We start from the raw sequence: 15,972 nt of genomic DNA, 5'->3' as shown, positions 1-15,972 counted from the left end.
CGGTGGCAACCAGGGGGGGGCGTCGGCGCACGCCTTATCGGCGGCGCCTGCGCAGTCGCATCATCGTCTCGTTCGTGTTGTTGGGCTTCTGCCTGACGACACTGTTCGCGTTCGCCACCAACTGGGCCCGCATGCGCGTGGAAACCCAGCTGGTCGAAGACGTGATGAACCGCAACATCAACGAGTACGCGCGGCGTTACTACGAAGACCCCCTGCGCAGCCCCGACCTTCCGGTGCAGCAGATCAAGGCGTATGCCTACCCGAAGGACAAGTTCGAACGGGTCAGGGAAGAACGCGCGCAGTGGGCGGCCTTCCCCGATGGCATCCACACGGTCACCGGTGACGAGCATGGCGAGCAGTATTCGTACAAGCTGGCCGTGCGCAAGACCCCTGACGCCTGGTTCTTCCTCGCCTATGACATGACCGACAGCGTGCGCGGCGGGCAGCAGCTCAACCGCGCGCTGATCCTGTCAGTGCTGGTGTTCAGCCTGCTGTCGCTGGTGCTGGGCTGGTGGTCAGCATCAAAGGTGATGAAACCGGTGTCCGACCTGGCCGCGCGGCTGCGTGCCTACCGCGGTGGCACCAGCGATCCCGAGCCGCTGGCGCCGCGCTTCCCGGATGACGAGGTGGGCCAGCTGGCGCAGGCGCTGGATGACTATTCCTCGCGCCTCACCGAGGTCGTGCAGCGCGATCGCGAATTCAATGCCGACGTCAGCCACGAGCTGCGTACGCCGCTGGCGGTCATCCGTGGCGCGACCGAGCTGCTGCTGACCCGCCCCGGCCTGGATGAGAAGGTGCTGCAGCGGCTGCAGCGCATCCAGCGTGCCGAACAGCAGTGTAGCGACCTGATCGGCGCCTTGCTGCTGCTGTCGCGCAACGAGCGCGGGCAGGGCACCAGCAATGTGGCGCGCGTGGCCGATCAGCTGCTGGATGCCCACCGCGCCCAGCTCGGCGGCAAGCCGCTGGAGCTGGTGCTGGAAGGCGAGCGCGACCTGGTGATCGATGCTCCCGAAGCCGCGTTGTCGGTGGCGCTGGGCAATCTCATCGGCAACGCCGTGAAGTATTCGCAGGATGGCAGCGTGCGCGTGCACGTCAGCAGCAATGCGGTCTCGGTGACCGACAGTGGCCCTGGTCTGAGTGAAGAAGATGCGGCCAAGCTGTTCCAGCGTGGCTATCGCGGTACCCATGCCGGCCACTCGCAGGGCGGCGGCATCGGCCTGTCGATCGTCAGCCGCCTGTGCGACCTGTACGGCTGGCAGGTGAGCGTGCGCCCCGGTGGCGACCGCGGCGTGATCGCGACCCTGACGTTCTCGCCGAAGCCGCTCTGATCATCCACGCATGGCGTGGATCTACTGAACCCTGCTGGCGGTGGGTGCGGACCGTTGGTCCGCACGGCGGATGAGTCCGGTGAGTGGTGGGTGCGGACCGTTGGTCCGCACGGCGGATGAGTCCGGTGAGTGGTGGGTGCGGACCGTTGGTCCGCACTGCAGGTGTCCTCATCCACGCATGGCGTGGATCTACTGTCGTAACCGGCGTGCTTGGGCTCTACTTCTGTCAGTGGACGTCCATCCATTCCCTTGCCGCAGAGCGCTTTGACGCATTTGCCTGCTGACATCGCCCCGCGCAGCTGGCCAGATGGCCTACCACCTGCACGGAGCCCGGCCATGTCCCATCGCACTCGTTACCCGAACCTGCACCAGCTGGTCGGTGATTCGATCGACCTTCTGTCCGCGGAGATCGCCGAACGCGTCGAAGCCGTCCTCAAGGAACCTGGTGACCTGATGCCCATCCTGCAGGAAAGGATGGAAGCCGACGCTGCAACCAGCCAGGCCGCCCAGCGCGCCGGGCTCAGCGAGCCGCAGACCGGCACGATGGCGGGCCTGAGGCGTACCGTGTCCGGTATCAGCACGCTGACCCGGCTCATGCACGCCGCGCACATCGCGCGGACGCGTGGCGGCCCGCTGCAGGCTGTGCCAGCAGAGACGATGGAAGGCCTGATGGTGGCCGCGCGTGAGCTGACCCGCCACGTGCAGCAGCAGCTGCAGGCCGAGCGCATGCGGGGCGCTGCGACGCTGCAGTAGGGCCGGGTCCATGCCCGGCTGCCGTGGCGGCGGTGCCGCCGCCCGGAAATCGAGCCCGGTGGACGGTGGGTGCGGACCGCTGGTCCGCACTGCCGATGCTCTCATCCACGCATGGCGTGGATCTACTGGGCCATCCACGCATGGCGTGGATCTACCGGGCCTTCGTGGCCGCGGGCTCGCCTGGGATCGGCGTCGCAGTGCCGAGCGCTTCGACGACATAGAGCCGCTTGACCAGCACATACAGCACCACCGTCAGTGGCGCCGCCAGCAGCACGCCGGCCGGGCCCAGCAGCGAGCCGATGCCGAACAGGGAGAACAGCAGCAGGGCAGGGGGAAGGTCAACCGCACGCTGCTGGATAAGCGGCTGCAGCAGATGTCCCTCCATCTGCTGCACCACCACGAACAGTGCCACCGTGGCCAGGGCAATCTCCGGGCTGACGGTGAAGGCCAGCAGGATGGCCGGAACCGCCGCGAGGATGGGGCCGACGATCGGTACGAAATCCAGCAGCGCAGTGATGATGCCCAGCCCGAAGGCGACCGGCACGCCCAGTGCCCACAGGCCCAGCCCGGTCAGCAGGCCGACGACCGCCATGGCCAGGAGCTGGCCGCCCAGCCAGGCCTTCAGTGCATTGCCGCTGGCGTGAAGTGCGTCGTCCACGGCCGGACGCTGCCGCGTCGGCAGCAGCTTCAGCAGGCCCGTGCGGTACAGCGCCGGTTGTGCGGCCAGATAGATGCCGCCGATCAGCACCAGGAACAGGTCCGCCACGCCGCCGGTGGCCGACATCGCCAGTGACCCGGCGCGGGCCGCCATCGTGGACACGCTCGATTGTGCGTTCTGGGTCAGCTCATGGACCGTGGGCCCGATAGGGCTGTCCGCCAGCCACGTCTGGAAGTTCTCCCATGCGGCCGGCAGCGTCTGCCGCAGGGTGGCCATCTGCGCACTCAGCTGCGACCCGAACAGCCACATCGCCAGCGCGAACAGCACCATCAGCAGCAGCACGGTCAGGCCCAGCGCCCACCCTTCCGACAGCGGCGTGTAGCGAAGCACCGCGCCGACGATCGTCCGCAGCAGCGCGGCCACGACCACGGCGCCGAAGATCAGCAGCACCAGTTGCGACAGTTGCCACAGCAGCAGGCCGAGGGCGACCAGCGCCAGGGTCACCGCCACGCGGGCGGTATAGCAACGGAGAGAGGCGGTGGGCACGGGGTGATCTCACAGGCAGGCGCAATGACAGGCGCAGGACCATAGCGGGAGGCGTGAGAAGACGGTGTGTGTCTGTCCGGTTACAGAGAGGTGGCTGCCAAGGCCTTACGGCGCAGCCAGTTCGAGATACCGCGTATGCAGGGCTTCCACCTGCGCCTGCAGGTCTTCCGGGTGGCCATCATTGACCACCACATCATCGGCCAGGGCCTGGCGCTGCGCGCGGCTGGCCTGGGCGGAAATCATCCGGTCCGCCAATGCAGCATCGATGCCGTCGCGCTGCATCAACCGCGCGTGCTGCACGGCCTCGGGCGCATCAACCAGCAGGATACGGTCCAGCCAAGGGTAGGCCTGGCGGCCGCCAACCTCGGTCAGCAAGGGAATGGCGGCCAGCGCATAGGGGCTGGCTGCCTGTTCGCACTGCTGCTGCATCAGGCGGCGAATTGCCGGGTGGGTGATTGCCTCAAGGGCCACCCGTTCGGCGGGGTCGGCGAACACATGGGCCCGCAGGCGGGCCCGGTCCAGGCTGCCATCGGGCAGCAGCATGGTGGCGCCGAAGCGCTCGGCGATCATGGCCAGCGCTGGGCTGCCGGCAGCGACCACCGCACGCGCGGCCAGATCCGCGTCGGCGACCACGATCCCCAGCGCCTCGAAGCGCCGGGTCACCTCGCTCTTGCCGGCGGCGATGCCGCCGGTCAGGCCGACCACGTAGCGGCTCATGACGGCAGCGTCAGCGCAGCCCGCTCATGACCAGATACTGGTTCACTACCGGCTCGCCCCACATGAAGTACACCCAGCCAGCCAGCGCCAGATAGGGGCCGAAGGGGATCGGCGTGGCCTTGTCGCGGCCGCGGGTGTACAGCCAGATCGAGCCGATGATGGCGCCCAGCACGGACGACAGCAGGATGATGGGCAGGATGCCCTTCAGCCCGCACCAGGCGCCCAGTGCCGCGAGCAGCTTGGCATCGCCACCGCCCATGCCGTCGCGGTTGGTCACCAGCTTGTAAGCCTTGGCCACGACCCACAGCACGAGGAAGCCGGCAGCGGCACCGATCAGGGCGGGCTTGGCTGGCATGTACAGGTTGTCCATGCTCCCGACCAGGCCCAGCCACATCAATGGCAGGGTGACCTGGTCCGGCAGGTACTGCGTGCGCAGGTCGATACCCGACAAGGCGATCAGGAAGCAGGTCAGCACGATGGCGCCGAAGCCCTGCCAGCCGAAGCCGAACTGCCAGACGCAGGCCAGCACCAACACCGCGGTCAGCGCCTCCACCAGTGGGTACTGGATGGAAATGGGCGCCTTGCAGTGGCGGCACTTGCCGCCCTGGATGATCCAGCTGAACAGCGGGATGTTTTCGTACCAGGACAGCTTGTGCTTGCAGTGCGGGCAGTGCGACGGCTCGACCACGATGCCGGGTGGAGGCGGGTCGTAGATGTCCGGCTGCTCCAGGACCTCACGCGCCTCGCGCTTCCACTCCCACATCATCCGCCTGGGCAGGCGCAGGATGACCACGTTGAGGAAACTGCCGATTAGCAGGCCCAGGGCGGCCGCGGCGGGGTAGCCGAGGCCGGGATGCTGGTCGAGAAATGCCATGTATTGATTATCCGACGACGGAAGCGAGCTTGAAGATCGGCAGGTACATGCCGATGACCATGCCGCCTACGATGGTACCAATGAAAACCATGATCATCGGTTCGAGCAGGCTGCTGAGGGCATCAACCGCGTTGTTGACTTCTTGCTCATAGTATTCCGCTACTTTGAACAGCATGGCGTCGAGAGCACCTGCCTCTTCACCAATACCGGTCATCTGGATGACCATGTGCGGGAAAAGGTTGGTCTGCTTCATCGCCATATTGACCGGGTAGCCCACTGACACGTCATCGCGCATGCGCAGAACGGCATCTTCGTACACCGCGTTGCCGGTTGCGCCGGCAACGATGCTCAAGGCCTCCACCAAGGGCACGCCTGCCTTGAAGGTCACCGCTGTGGTGCGGGCGAAGCGGGCGATGGCACTGTTGTGCATGATCTGCCCGATCACCGGAACCTTCAGGATCAGCCGGTCCATGCTGTGCTGCATCTTGGGTGATCGCTTGTAAGCGGCGACCAGTCCGACGGAAGCACCGATCAGGACCAGCAGCATCACCCACCACCATGCAACCATGAAGCGGGACAGGTTGACGATCATCTGGGTAAAGGCGGGCAGGTCGGCGCCGAATCCCTTGAAGACATCCTCGAACTGCGGAACCACCCACACCAGCAGGATGCTGCTGACCAGCAGGGCGACGGCCATGACCATGGCCGGATAGAACAGCGCCTTCTTGATCTTGCCCTTCAGCGCTTCGATGTTCTCCTTGTACGTGGCCACGGTGTCCAGCACTGTTTCCAGCACGCCGGCACCTTCGCCGGCCCGCACGAGGTTGCGGTAGAGCTCGTCGAACTGCACCGGGTGCCTGCTGACGGCCTCGTAGAGCGAGGAGCCGCCCTCGATGTCGGTACGGACCGAATCGACCATCTTCTTCATGCGCGGGTTCTTGTGCCCGCTGGCAATGATGTCCAGTGCGCCAACGATCGGCACGCCCGATTTCATCATGGTGGCCATCTGTCGGCTGAAAAACGCGATGTCCTTCGGCGAGATCTTCTTGCCGGCTGAACCGAACAGCGGCTTGGGCTTGAGCTTGACCACACCGGGGTTGATGCCCTGGCGGCGGAGTTCGGCCCGCAGCAGGTTCGCGTTCTTCGCGGCCTGCTCCCCTTTCATCTTTACGCCGCGCTTGTCGGTCCCCTCCCAGACAAACGGCTGAAGGTCCGTGGTGCTACGCGCCACGGGCTCTTTCTTTATCGCACTGCGACTGACAGACATGTTGGCTCCCCAAGGCCCGCCATCCCCAGGCGGGCATCATGACCGACGATGTTAGCTGGTTCGGGGGCGTCCGGGGAGTCCGCCAGCGTGACGTTCCGTGGGATTTCCGTCGTGACGGGGCGAAAGGTGACGCACCGCGTCACATTGGCGGATTCGTCGCATTTCCTGATCGGGGGGCTTCACATACAACAATTTGCTGCCATCATTGGCGCCGGGGAAATCCAGGGGGAGGCGTGCCGGGGTTGGCACGCAACCTGCGTTGATCCACCCGCAGGGTGCAGGATCTGCTCAGCCGGCCAGAGGCCGGTACGCTCCTGTGCACTGAACTCAACCACCACTATCTTGGGGACGTACGTATGAAGAACCAGAAGGGCTTCACCCTTATCGAACTGATGATCGTCGTTGCGATCATCGCCATCCTGGCTGCCATCGCTCTGCCGGCTTACCAGAACTACGTCGCCAAGTCGCAGGTCACTGCCGGCCTGGCCGACATCCGCGGCGGCGTGACTGCCTATGAAGAAGGCATTCAGTCGGGCACCAGGACCGGCACGCCGGTCGTCGCCGATCTGGGCCTGAACGCCAGCACCCCGCGTTGTGCCATCAGTGCCACCGGCGCCTGGGGTGATGATGCGGACCAGTCGATTGTGTGCACCCTGAAGGGCAATCCGAAGGTCGCAGGCGAAACCGTCACGCTGACCCGCAATGGTTCGGGTGCCTGGAACTGCACTGCTTCGTCCAAGCTGGCCGACTACAAGCCGGCTGGCTGCTGATAGCTGCCCTGCAGTTGTCTGAAGAAGGGGGCGGATTCGCCCCCTTTTTTATTTTCCATCGCGGAGATCAAAGGATTCAGGGGGCGCCATGCGAGGGGAGCGTGGTTTCACGTTGATTGAACTGATGATCGTGATTGCGATCATCGCGGTGCTTGCGGCCATTGCGTTGCCGGCGTATCAGACGTATGTGGCGAAATCGCAGGTGACGGCAGGTCTGGCTGAGGTCAGTGGTGGCCGGACGATGTTCGAGTCCCAGGTCTTGGCGAACAACATCATGACGTTCCAGCTGGCCGATATCGGCCTGCAGTCTAGTACCGCCCGGTGCGACATGAGCATGGACCCGTCGGAAACCGGAAACATCACCTGCCGCCTGAAGGGCAATCCGATGGTTAATGGAAAGACGGTCCAGATCGTTCGCAATACCTCCGGAACCTGGCGCTGCAGAGTGGACGCCAGCATCCCCGAGCAGCTCTGGCCGCGTGACTGCAGTTGATGTCGATGCCGTCGAATGAGTCGCCTGTGAATAAATTGTTCGCCTCACCCCGGGTGTGGATGGTGGTGCTTTTGCTTCTTGTAGCGGGCATCTACTGGCCAGGCCTGGGCGGTGCTTTCCTGTTTGACGACTTCGGCACGATAGTCGACAACAAGGCCGTCCATGCGACGGCCTTGGACTGGACGGAGCTTTGGAGGGCGACGACTTCGTTCGATCCGGGCGGCCTGCTTGGAGCGCGTCCGCTGTCGATGGCAAGCTTTGGACTGAACCACGCGCTCGGCGGTCTCGATCCCTGGGGGTTCAAGTTCGCAGGTTTGCTTGTTCATCTGGCCAACGTCGTTCTGGTACTGCAGCTTACCCGCCGTATCCTGGCTCACCTGCTCGAGGCTGCGCCGGGCGTTGCATTGCGCATCAGTTTCGTCGTCGCACTGGTCTGGGCCGTTCATCCCCTGCAGGTTTCAAGTGTCCTCTACGTCGTGCAGCGAATGGAGACGCTGGCGGCGACCTTCATGCTGAGTACCTTGCTGTGCTACGTGAAGGCGCGCGAGCGGCAGATCCGGGGCGAGCGGGCGTGGCCTTGGTTTTTTGCATGCGCGCCGCTTGCCCTGCTGGGCGTGCTTGCCAAGGAGTCGGGCATTCTGGTGGCGGCCTACGGTGTGTTGCTGGAGTGGGGTGTGCTCGGATTCCGAGCGCGCTCACCACGCGTTGCCCGTACTTGGAAGGTGCTTTGCATCGGTGCAGTGGTCGCGGCAGTAGCGGTATTTGTGCTGGTGGTGGCGCCCACCTACTGGGTGGATACCTACTTTGGCCGTGAATTCGGAACCTACGAGCGTCTGCTCAGCCAGCTGCGCATTCTCAGAATGTATCTGGGCCAGATGTTCCTGCCACTGCCGAGTGGCTTGACGTTCTACTACGATGATTTCCGGCCTTCGCGTGGTTGGCTGGACCCTGTCTCGACCTTCGTCTCAGGTGGGGTGTTGCTGGGGCTGCTGCTGGCAGCACTGCTGCTGCGTAGGCGGGCGCCGCTGTTCTGTCTGGGCATCGTCTGGTTCTTCGTTTCCCACATCTTGACCAGCAACGTTGTGGGGCTTGAGTTGATCTTTGAGCATCGCAATTACCTTGCGCTGCTGGGAATCCTCTGGTCCGTTGTGGCGGTACTCATGCACGTTCGCATTGCATCGCCACTGGTTCGCTGGTCCGCCGTCGGAGCGATCCTCGTACTGTTGTCCGGGGCATCGTTCATCCGTTCCAGCATTTGGGGCGACCGGCTGCTGCTGGCCACCGACTTGGTGCTGGAAAATCCGCGCTCGGCCCGTGCGGCCAACGATCTGGGTGCGACCTATCTGGAAATGTCCGATGGTTACGAGGATTCCCCGTTCAACGACTTGGCCATCGCCCAGTTCGAGCGTTCAGCTGCTCTGTCGGGAAGCTCGATCATCAGCGACCAGGCTTTGATCCTGGCCGCGACCCAGGCCAAGCGCCCGGTACCAGATGCTTGGTGGGAGCGTTTGATCGACAAGCTGCGGTACCAGCCGATAGCGCCCGAAGTGAGTGGTGCGCTGTTTTCGCTGATGAACAGCCGGTATCAAGGCTTTGCGTTGGATGATGGGCGTCTGGTGGAGGCATTCGGCGTGCTGTTCGAACGCGCCAGCTTGCCACCTAATAGTTACGCGCAGTTCGGCGATTATGCGTTGACCCATGCCAACAACCCGGCCATGGCTGACTGGGCGTTTGCCAAGGCGGTGGAAGAAAGCGTGACATGGCCGGGCTACGCGCAGAAGGTCGTTAATGGACTGGAGCGGAAGGGTCATGTCCGTCAAGCTACGATTGCGCGAGAGAAGGCGAAGCAATTGGGTATCGCACTGGCCCCGGTTGCCGCAACATCGGTGCCGAACGCTCAGTAGACGGCGCGGCCCGATATGCTCGCAAGAGTAAGCAGGTCGGCCAGAGCGGCTCCGCGGTGGTCCCAGTCGCGTACCTGCGCGCGGGCCGGATGCCGTGGAGAGGCCAGTTGACGGGCAACGGCTGCGACCAGCTCTTCAACATTTCCGGGACGGTACAGGCAGGCATTTTCGCGATTCACCAGAATGCTGGCATCCCCGATGTCGGCGGCGACCACCAGTATCCCACACGCCAGGCTCTCAGCCAACTTGAGGGGATAACAGCAGCGCCCGAAGGCGGTATCGCGATTGCAGGTGATGGCGACATCCAATGCATTGAGCAGTAGCGGTACTCGCTTCCAATCAAGTACGCCGAGGTCCAGCAGGCGAGGGTGTTCGAAACGAGCAGCTGTTCCATCGCCGGGGCCGGCAACCACGAGGTGGAGGCTGGGATCGTGTTCCGCCAAGTGCGTGAACGCCCGGAAGAGGTCCGAGATGCCGCGGCTCTCATCAATAGCTCCAGCGCATCCGATCAAGCGCGCGTTCGCAGGCAGCCCCATCGCCTGTCGGCATTGCTGTTTGTCCATAGCGCGAAAGATATCGGTACGCACTGCGTTGCCAATTACCTGCACGATCGCGCTTGGGCCGACGGTGGTGCGGACCTGGTCGGACAGCGTGTAGGTGACGGCACTGATGCCATTTGCCGATGCGCATGCATTTCTGAATGCGGTGGTGACGCTTGGGATGCGGCTTAGGCCAAAACTCTCATAGTTGTCGTACAGGTCGAGCACGTAGGGCACCGCAAGTCGATCTGCGACTTTCCTGCCAAGGATGCAGCAGGGGGCATCCGAGCTTGCAAGCACGACATCTACCGGGCTGCGGCGATGGATGGCCCGGATGGTACTAGGCAGGGTAATGAGGCCCAGCGGCCCGACATTGATCGATCGCCAATCAACCCCCGCTGCGGACCGATGCGCCCTTTCTGGCCGCGGGCGATAGCTGAGAGCGAGGCCGCTGACCGTAAACCCACGGCGGGCTAGACCTTCCGGCAGTTCGTAAAGCCTTCCGTACTGGTCATCGAGCAGGTCCCGCCCGGTGTACTGGCGCTTGCAGAGCATGAGCACATGCATGGAGGGACCTGTGTGGCTATTCTGTCGGGCAGTACCGCATGATGGGCAGTTGCAGGTGGAAAGTCACCTTGGGGAAAGGCGATGGGACTGACAGTAGTGCTTCGGCGGCTGGCAAACAATCTGAGCTTCGGTGAGCGGCCGGGGGTGGCGCAAAGCGTATTCCGGCGCGTATTCCGGCACTGGCGCGGGCGTCAGGTTGTTCATGATTTCGACGGGCGGTTCACAGTGGCTCTGGACCTGTCCGAGCATATGCAACGGCGCATGTTCTGGGTGGGTTACTACAATCTACGGCTGGTCTCGCTTCTGGATCGGATTCTCGAGCCCGGAATGACCGTGGTCGATGTGGGCGCGAACATCGGTGAGATCAGCCTGGTGTGTGCCAACCGCGTGGGACCGGACGGTGCAGTTGTAGCACTGGAGCCCATTGCCGGCATCGCAGACGAGCTGCAGGTCAACGTCCAGCGCAACAACTTGCAGGACGTGGTGCAGATCCATCGGCAAGGCCTGGCCGCCGGGATCGGGCGACTCCCCATCTACGCATCCTGCGGGCAGCACGATGTGGAGGAGGTGCACCAGGGCCTCGGCAGTCTTCATGGAACTGCTGGGGTGGATCACTACCTGGGCGAGGTCGACATCACCACGCTGGACGAGTTGGCACACCGTATCGGCTTGACGCGGTTGGATCTTCTGAAGATTGATATCGAAGGAGGGGAGCTTCCCTGTCTGCAGGGCGGATTGGAGACCGTGCGCCGTTTCCTTCCCGTGATCGCCATTGAAGTGCAGGATAGATCCAGCCTCGCGGCCGGTTACCACGGCCGGGACATCCTGGCGTTGTTGGAGCCGCTCGGCTATCGCTTCCATCGACTCGAACCGCACGGGCGTCTGGTGAGGATCAGGATCGAGGATCTGCGCGAGTACCAGGATGTCATCTGCATAGCCGGGCCTACCCTGGCAGTCGAATCGGCATGATCTGGCTGTTGGCCAGCCGCTGGGAGCCGGGCGGCCTGGAGCGTGTGCAGCTGAACCTGCTGCGCGGTTTCAGGGAACGGGGCGAGGCTGCCCGGGTCATCGCCGGCCGCGATCTCGGCGGCCCTGGCCATGCGGGGGAAGTCGATTTCGTTGCGCCGCGCGGTGCCTGGCAGCTGCTTCTGCGGTTGCCATGGCTGATCAGGCGCGAGCGTCCCGCGATCGTGGTGACGACCGCCAACGATCTCGCCATCTGGATTGTCTTCTGGCAACGGCTGCTCTATCCCGGCACGGCCGTGGTGATCGCCCAGCATCTTGCGCTGTCCGCACCGCGAAAGAAGGCGCGCGGTTCTGCACGATGCAAGCGGGAGGTCATCGGTTGGCTCATGCGTTTCGCCACGCCGGCAGCGCAGGCAGTAGTTGCAGTTTCAGCCGCTCTGGCCAGGGATATGGAAGAGGAGCTTGGCCTTCCGGTCGCGCAGGTTCGGGTCATCCACAACCCCATCACCCGCAAGGCGCGCAGCGCGCCGATCCTGCCGGACCAGGCATGGCCCTTCCCGGATGACGGGATCCCTGTGTTCATCTATGCCGGGCGCCTTTCGCCGGAAAAGCGCCTGGACCTGTTGTGGGAGGCGTACGTCCTTTTGCGGCAGACCCACCGGGCGCGCCTTCTGGTGCTGGGGCAGGGGGAGGAGGGAGGCCGTCTTGCCGGGTGGGTGGCAGCAAGCGCGCTGCAGGATGATGTCGCACTGCCTGGCCGCGTGGAGGACGTGCTGCCGTGGATGGTGCGCAGCACGGCGCTGGTGCTGTGCTCGGACTACGAAGGCTTTGGCAATGTCCTGGTCGAGGCCGTGCACTGTGGCATCCAGGTCGTGGCCACCGATTGCCCGCATGGCCCTGCCGAGGTGCTGGGGGAGGGGCGGTATGGGCAGCTCGTGCCGGTAGGGGATGCGGCTGCGTTGGCGCAGGCCCTGCGCAACGTCGTTGAGGGGAACGGCCACGTGCCTGCGCAGACGCTGCGCGCGCGCGCCGATGCCTTCTCCATCGAGACGGCGTGCCAGGCCTATCTGGATGTGTTCAGTGCTGCGCGCTCGCGCTTGCCGGCGCGGGACTGAAGGACACGACCAGCCAGGCGATGCAGGCCATCACGGCCTCGGCGGTGATGATCATCCACACCGCACCCTGCAGGCCGTACGCGGGGATCCACAATGCCGAGAGCGCCGCCATCAACAGCAGGCCCAGCGCTTCGACGAGGAACTTGCGCAGTTTCCAGCCGCGCCCCAGCAGCGTGTGGCAGCCGATCTGCCGCACGCTGTAGCCGACCACGAACAGGCCCATCCACTGCAGGCCCGGGATTGCCGGGGTGAAATCGCTGCCCAGCAGGTGCGGAAGCATGTGGGCGCCGTAGCCCAGCACCGCGCTGGCGGCGATGCCATAGCCCAGCGCGGCCAGGATCATCGAGGCGACGAGGCGCCGGTACTGGGCGTTGTCCCGTTGCGCCCGGAACAGGCGCGGCATGGCGGACATGATCATGGCGTCGAGCGGCATCGCGAACACTGCCGCGATGCGGTAAGCGGCCGAGTACTGGCCGGCAACCGCGCTGCCACCTGCATGCAGCACGAAGGACTTGTCCAGGGTGGTGACACCCACTGACGAACTCCACGCGACCGCGTGGCCGCTGCCGTGCATCAGGTCGCTTCGGCTGATCCGCGCCGTTGCCGGCCCCGGCGTGAGCAGGCAGCGCACCGCCAGCAGCGCGAGGAGTGCACTACAGGCGGACGCAGCCAGATGCAGCGCGAGATACGCGGTGAGGTCGGCCGATGCGGGCAGGGCGCTGAAGATGCAGATCGCGGCCAGCCGGAGCAAGGCATTCAGCGCGGGCAGGGCAGCCGACCATCCCATCCGCTCATTGGCCGAGAAGGCGAACGCCGCGTTGGTCACGAACGGAAACGCGACGATTTCCGACACTGCGATCAGGCAGAGCGCGGGCCATGACAGCAGCCCCGCACTGAGGAGATAGAAGACCAGCGAAAGCGGACCCGCGCTGATCACGCAGAGCAGCAGGCACTGCTTCCAATAGCGGGCGAAGCGCGAGCGGTCTGCGGCGGCGTACTGGTACATCAGCATTCCGCCGCCCAGGCCCACCAACCCCGCCAGCGCCGATGCGGTGCCCACCGTGCCGGAAAAGAGGCCGTAGTTGTCCGCACCCAGGACGCGCGCACCAACGATGATCCAGGCCGCCAGGCACAGCATGCGGATGCCCTGCCAGAACATCACCAGGAGGGACGTCCGGGCCAGGCCACCGAGGCGCGGCAGTTTAACGGGCACCCGGCATCTCCATGATTGCCTGCAGCTGGCGCGCATAGTTCGCTGCGACCTGGGCGTGGTCGAAACGGGCCAGCAGCGCGGGGCGCTGCGAGTGCGCCCATGCTTCGGCTACTTCCGGTGCGTCGAGCAGCGTCAGCAGTACGCTGGCAAGCGCTGTGGCGTCGCGCTGCGGGGCCAGGTAGCGTGGTGGTCCGGCCGGGAATGCATCCTGCACCGCCGGCACGTCGGTGGTCACCACGGGGCATCCACAGCCAAGTGCTTCGACGGTGACCAGGCCCAATCCCTCCTGGTCGCCATTGCGGGCCTGCACGAAGGGGGCGACGAGTGCGGTGGCCCGCTGGTAGTGCGCCGGCAGGGATTCCTGCGGGAGGGCGCCCAGGAAGCGTACGTGCGCTTGGAGCCCCAGGGCTTCCACCTGGGCTTGCCGCGCGTCGCGCTCCGGGCCATGGCCGATGACGGTGAGCGTCGTATCGGGGTGGTGTGCGAGCACCGCCGGCAATGCGTCGAGCAGGTGGACCAGGCCCTTCTTCTCGACCAGGCGGCCGACGAACAGCAGTTCATTGCGCGCCCGTGCTGCTGAAGAGGGCACGAAGTGGCGCTGCAGGTCCACGCCCATCGGCGAGACCGACAGGGGGAGGTGCGGGGCCAATGCTCGCATCGGGGCGACCATCGCTTCGCTGACAACCGTGGCTGCCTGTGCACGCAACAGCACGAAGCGCTTGATTGCATGGAACATGCGGCCACGCAGCGAGAACAGGTCGCCGCCATGGGAGGTGACCAGCATCGGGGGGCGCAGGCGTTCGGGCAGGAAGGCGCTGGCCAGGCCCTGCGGTACGATCCAATGGACGTGCAGCGCGTGATGGCCATGCCGCCGCAGTTCACGCCGCATGGCCCACCATTGACCCAGCAGGAAGGTGGGTACCAGGGCCAGCGTCCATGGGCGCTGGCGCAGGTTGGAGACGATGCCGCCCCCGTTGACCAGCTGCTCGAATGCTGTGGGTGCATAGCGGTAGCGGATGACCCTGACACCGTCGAGATCCTCCTGCGGAGCTGCGCCGGGCGCATGCGGACATAGCACCGTGACCTGGAAGTGGTCGGTCAGGTGCCGGCTCAGCGCATGCACGAACCCTGGCTCCGGGTCACCTCGCCAGCGCGGATAGGTGGAGGCCACGACCAGCAGCTTCGGAAGGGCTGCGGTGGCCCCGCCCTCCGATGTCACGGTTGTGAATCCTTCCGCGACGCCAGGTAGGTCAGGCCGGTGATCTGCTCGGAAACCAGCCCTATCAGGAAAATGATCACCGATGCACTGAACAGCAGCGTGCTCATGTTGGTGAAGCGGTGCATGGTCGCGAAGGTATAGCCGTAGTAGCCCAGGCCCACCAGGAAGAACGCCACTGCCACCGGCGCGAACAGCTTCAGCGGCGAGTACAGGGTGGCGATCTTGAAGATGATCAGGAGGAAGCGGATGCCGTCCTTGATGGGACGGATGTGGCTGCCGTTGCCGACCCGCTTGGCCACCGGGATCGGCACGTAGGCCACCGGGTATGCGCTGCGGAAGAAGGCCATGGTGCTGGTGGTGGGATAGCTGAACCCGTTCGGCAGCAGGTGCAGGAACTCGCGGAAGCGTCCTGCGCGCACCGCACGGAACCCCGAGGTCAGGTCCTTCACTTCGAACCCGGTCATGTGGCTGGCCAGCCAGTTGTAGAACCGGTTGGCGAGGCCGCGGTGGACGTTTGCCTGGCCGCTGCTGTCACGGGCACCCACGACCATGTCATAGCCTTCAGCCAGCTTGTCCAGCAGGGCCTGGATGTGGGCCGGATGATGCTGCCCGTCGGCATCCATGAACACCAGGATCTCGCCGGTGGCCTCGCGAGCACCGCGCTTGATCGATGCGCCGTTGCCCATCGAGTAGGGGCTGGAAAGCACCTTGACGCCGTGTTCGCGGGCGATGGCCGCGGTGGCGTCGGTGGAGCCATCATCAACGACGATGATCTCCGCGTGAGGGTAGTGCTGGCGAAGTGCCGGAAGCGTGCGCTGGAGCCCCTCGGCTTCGTTCTTTGCCGGCAGGATGATACTGAGCTGGTTCAAGGTGTTTCCCCGTTTTTCCCCGCCGTAATGTTACTCCGCCGCGATGCCTGAATGGGGTGCTGGCCGTTCCAGTCCGCAGGCCCGGAATGGGGGATGTTCACCGCTGCTGTGTTGGCCGGGCACCGGGAGAGCTATCATCACCCGGGGAGTCAGGATTGTGCCTGCCAGGCTGGA

The 15,972-nt window shown here is 64.8% G+C and carries 15 protein-coding genes; 7 read left to right on the top strand and 8 right to left on the bottom strand.

Annotated elements, in window-relative coordinates:
• Positions 1-2 precede the first annotated feature (2 nt).
• Together QMZ26_RS16305 and QMZ26_RS16300 are read left to right on the top strand one after the other, a co-directional pair.
• Complete coding sequence (locus QMZ26_RS16305; protein ID WP_283222065.1) at positions 3-1,328, top strand: HAMP domain-containing sensor histidine kinase; 1,326 nt, start codon at positions 3-5, stop codon at positions 1,326-1,328.
• 336 nt (positions 1,329-1,664) lie between these two features.
• Positions 1,665-2,081 carry a hypothetical protein gene (locus QMZ26_RS16300; RefSeq protein ID WP_200732127.1) on the top strand — a complete coding sequence of 139 codons (417 nt, stop codon included), beginning with the start codon at positions 1,665-1,667 and terminating at the stop codon, positions 2,079-2,081.
• Between the two features lie 151 nt (positions 2,082-2,232).
• Here QMZ26_RS16300 and QMZ26_RS16295 read toward each other — a convergent pair whose 3' ends face one another.
• From QMZ26_RS16295 to QMZ26_RS16280, 4 genes are all read right to left on the bottom strand, one after another.
• On the bottom strand, positions 2,233-3,285 hold the full coding sequence (locus QMZ26_RS16295) for an AI-2E family transporter (RefSeq protein ID WP_283222064.1): 1,053 nt from the start codon (positions 3,283-3,285) through the stop codon (positions 2,233-2,235).
• 105 nt (positions 3,286-3,390) lie between these two features.
• On the bottom strand, positions 3,391-4,002 hold the full coding sequence (gene coaE, locus QMZ26_RS16290; protein ID WP_283222063.1) for a dephospho-CoA kinase: 612 nt from the start codon (positions 4,000-4,002) through the stop codon (positions 3,391-3,393).
• A 10-nt stretch (positions 4,003-4,012) separates the two neighbouring features.
• Positions 4,013-4,876, bottom strand: coding sequence for an A24 family peptidase (locus QMZ26_RS16285; RefSeq protein ID WP_108747255.1), 864 nt, complete (start codon positions 4,874-4,876; stop codon positions 4,013-4,015).
• 7 nt (positions 4,877-4,883) lie between these two features.
• Positions 4,884-6,143: a type II secretion system F family protein gene (locus QMZ26_RS16280; protein WP_283222062.1), complete on the bottom strand. Its 1,260-nt coding sequence runs from the start codon at positions 6,141-6,143 to the stop codon at positions 4,884-4,886.
• Between the two features lie 356 nt (positions 6,144-6,499).
• On the opposite strand from QMZ26_RS16280, the gene QMZ26_RS16275 reads away from it, so the two are divergent.
• The 3 genes from QMZ26_RS16275 (at position 6,500) to QMZ26_RS16265 (ending at position 9,310) form a co-directional block, all read left to right on the top strand.
• Positions 6,500-6,913, top strand: a complete 414-nt coding sequence (locus tag QMZ26_RS16275; RefSeq protein ID WP_283222061.1) for a pilin — start codon at positions 6,500-6,502, stop codon at positions 6,911-6,913.
• A gap of 88 nt (positions 6,914-7,001) precedes the next feature.
• On the top strand, positions 7,002-7,406 hold the full coding sequence (locus QMZ26_RS16270; protein WP_283222060.1) for a pilin: 405 nt from the start codon (positions 7,002-7,004) through the stop codon (positions 7,404-7,406).
• Positions 7,407-7,432: 26 nt separating this feature from the next.
• The gene (locus QMZ26_RS16265) at positions 7,433-9,310 is read left to right on the top strand and encodes a hypothetical protein (RefSeq protein WP_283222059.1); all 1,878 of its coding nucleotides are present in this window, start codon (positions 7,433-7,435) and stop codon (positions 9,308-9,310) included.
• Here the strand turns inward: QMZ26_RS16265 and QMZ26_RS16260 are convergent.
• Positions 9,304-10,416 (bottom strand): glycosyltransferase family 4 protein, encoded by a 1,113-nt coding sequence (locus tag QMZ26_RS16260; RefSeq protein WP_283222058.1) that lies wholly within the window; start codon positions 10,414-10,416, stop codon positions 9,304-9,306. The genes QMZ26_RS16265 and QMZ26_RS16260 overlap by 7 nt on opposite strands.
• A gap of 81 nt (positions 10,417-10,497) precedes the next feature.
• Between QMZ26_RS16260 and QMZ26_RS16255 the strand changes: the two genes are divergently transcribed.
• Both QMZ26_RS16255 and QMZ26_RS16250 read left to right on the top strand, forming a co-directional pair.
• Positions 10,498-11,385, top strand: coding sequence for an FkbM family methyltransferase (locus tag QMZ26_RS16255; protein ID WP_283222057.1), 888 nt, complete (start codon positions 10,498-10,500; stop codon positions 11,383-11,385).
• Complete coding sequence (locus QMZ26_RS16250; RefSeq protein ID WP_283222056.1) at positions 11,382-12,497, top strand: glycosyltransferase; 1,116 nt, start codon at positions 11,382-11,384, stop codon at positions 12,495-12,497. The genes QMZ26_RS16255 and QMZ26_RS16250 overlap by 4 nt, the downstream gene beginning before the upstream one ends.
• Here the strand turns inward: QMZ26_RS16250 and QMZ26_RS16245 are convergent.
• The 3 genes from QMZ26_RS16245 to QMZ26_RS16235 are packed head-to-tail and all read right to left on the bottom strand — an operon-like array spanning position 12,460 to position 15,798.
• Complete coding sequence (locus QMZ26_RS16245) at positions 12,460-13,710, bottom strand: oligosaccharide flippase family protein (protein ID WP_283222055.1); 1,251 nt, start codon at positions 13,708-13,710, stop codon at positions 12,460-12,462. The two genes, QMZ26_RS16250 and QMZ26_RS16245, sit on opposite strands and share 38 nt — an antisense overlap.
• Positions 13,700-14,929 (bottom strand): glycosyltransferase, encoded by a 1,230-nt coding sequence (locus QMZ26_RS16240; RefSeq protein WP_283222054.1) that lies wholly within the window; start codon positions 14,927-14,929, stop codon positions 13,700-13,702. The genes QMZ26_RS16245 and QMZ26_RS16240 overlap by 11 nt, the downstream gene beginning before the upstream one ends.
• A complete protein-coding gene (locus tag QMZ26_RS16235; RefSeq protein ID WP_283222053.1) occupies positions 14,926-15,798 on the bottom strand; it encodes a glycosyltransferase family 2 protein in 873 nt (290 codons plus the stop codon). The genes QMZ26_RS16240 and QMZ26_RS16235 overlap by 4 nt, the downstream gene beginning before the upstream one ends.
• Positions 15,799-15,972: the final 174 nt, after the last annotated feature.

It is taken from the genome of Stenotrophomonas sp. PFBMAA-4, assembly GCF_030053215.1.
Lineage (GTDB): Bacteria > Pseudomonadota > Gammaproteobacteria > Xanthomonadales > Xanthomonadaceae > Stenotrophomonas.
This window is presented reverse-complemented; position numbering and strand designations above follow the sequence as displayed.

Bases quoted from the DNA above. Each gene is read 5' to 3' on its own strand.
- QMZ26_RS16300 (WP_200732127.1), top strand. From the start codon at position 1,665: ATGTCCCATCGCACTCGTTACCCGAACCTGCACCAGCTGGTCGGTGAT.
- coaE (WP_283222063.1), bottom strand. From the start codon at position 4,002: ATGAGCCGCTACGTGGTCGGCCTGACCGGCGGCATCGCCGCCGGCAAG.
- QMZ26_RS16285 (WP_108747255.1), bottom strand. From the start codon at position 4,876: ATGGCATTTCTCGACCAGCATCCCGGCCTCGGCTACCCCGCCGCGGCC.
- QMZ26_RS16280 (WP_283222062.1), bottom strand. From the start codon at position 6,143: ATGTCTGTCAGTCGCAGTGCGATAAAGAAAGAGCCCGTGGCGCGTAGC.
- QMZ26_RS16275 (WP_283222061.1), top strand. From the start codon at position 6,500: ATGAAGAACCAGAAGGGCTTCACCCTTATCGAACTGATGATCGTCGTT.
- QMZ26_RS16270 (WP_283222060.1), top strand. From the start codon at position 7,002: ATGCGAGGGGAGCGTGGTTTCACGTTGATTGAACTGATGATCGTGATT.
- QMZ26_RS16260 (WP_283222058.1), bottom strand. From the start codon at position 10,416: ATGCATGTGCTCATGCTCTGCAAGCGCCAGTACACCGGGCGGGACCTG.
- QMZ26_RS16255 (WP_283222057.1), top strand. From the start codon at position 10,498: ATGGGACTGACAGTAGTGCTTCGGCGGCTGGCAAACAATCTGAGCTTC.
- QMZ26_RS16250 (WP_283222056.1), top strand. From the start codon at position 11,382: ATGATCTGGCTGTTGGCCAGCCGCTGGGAGCCGGGCGGCCTGGAGCGT.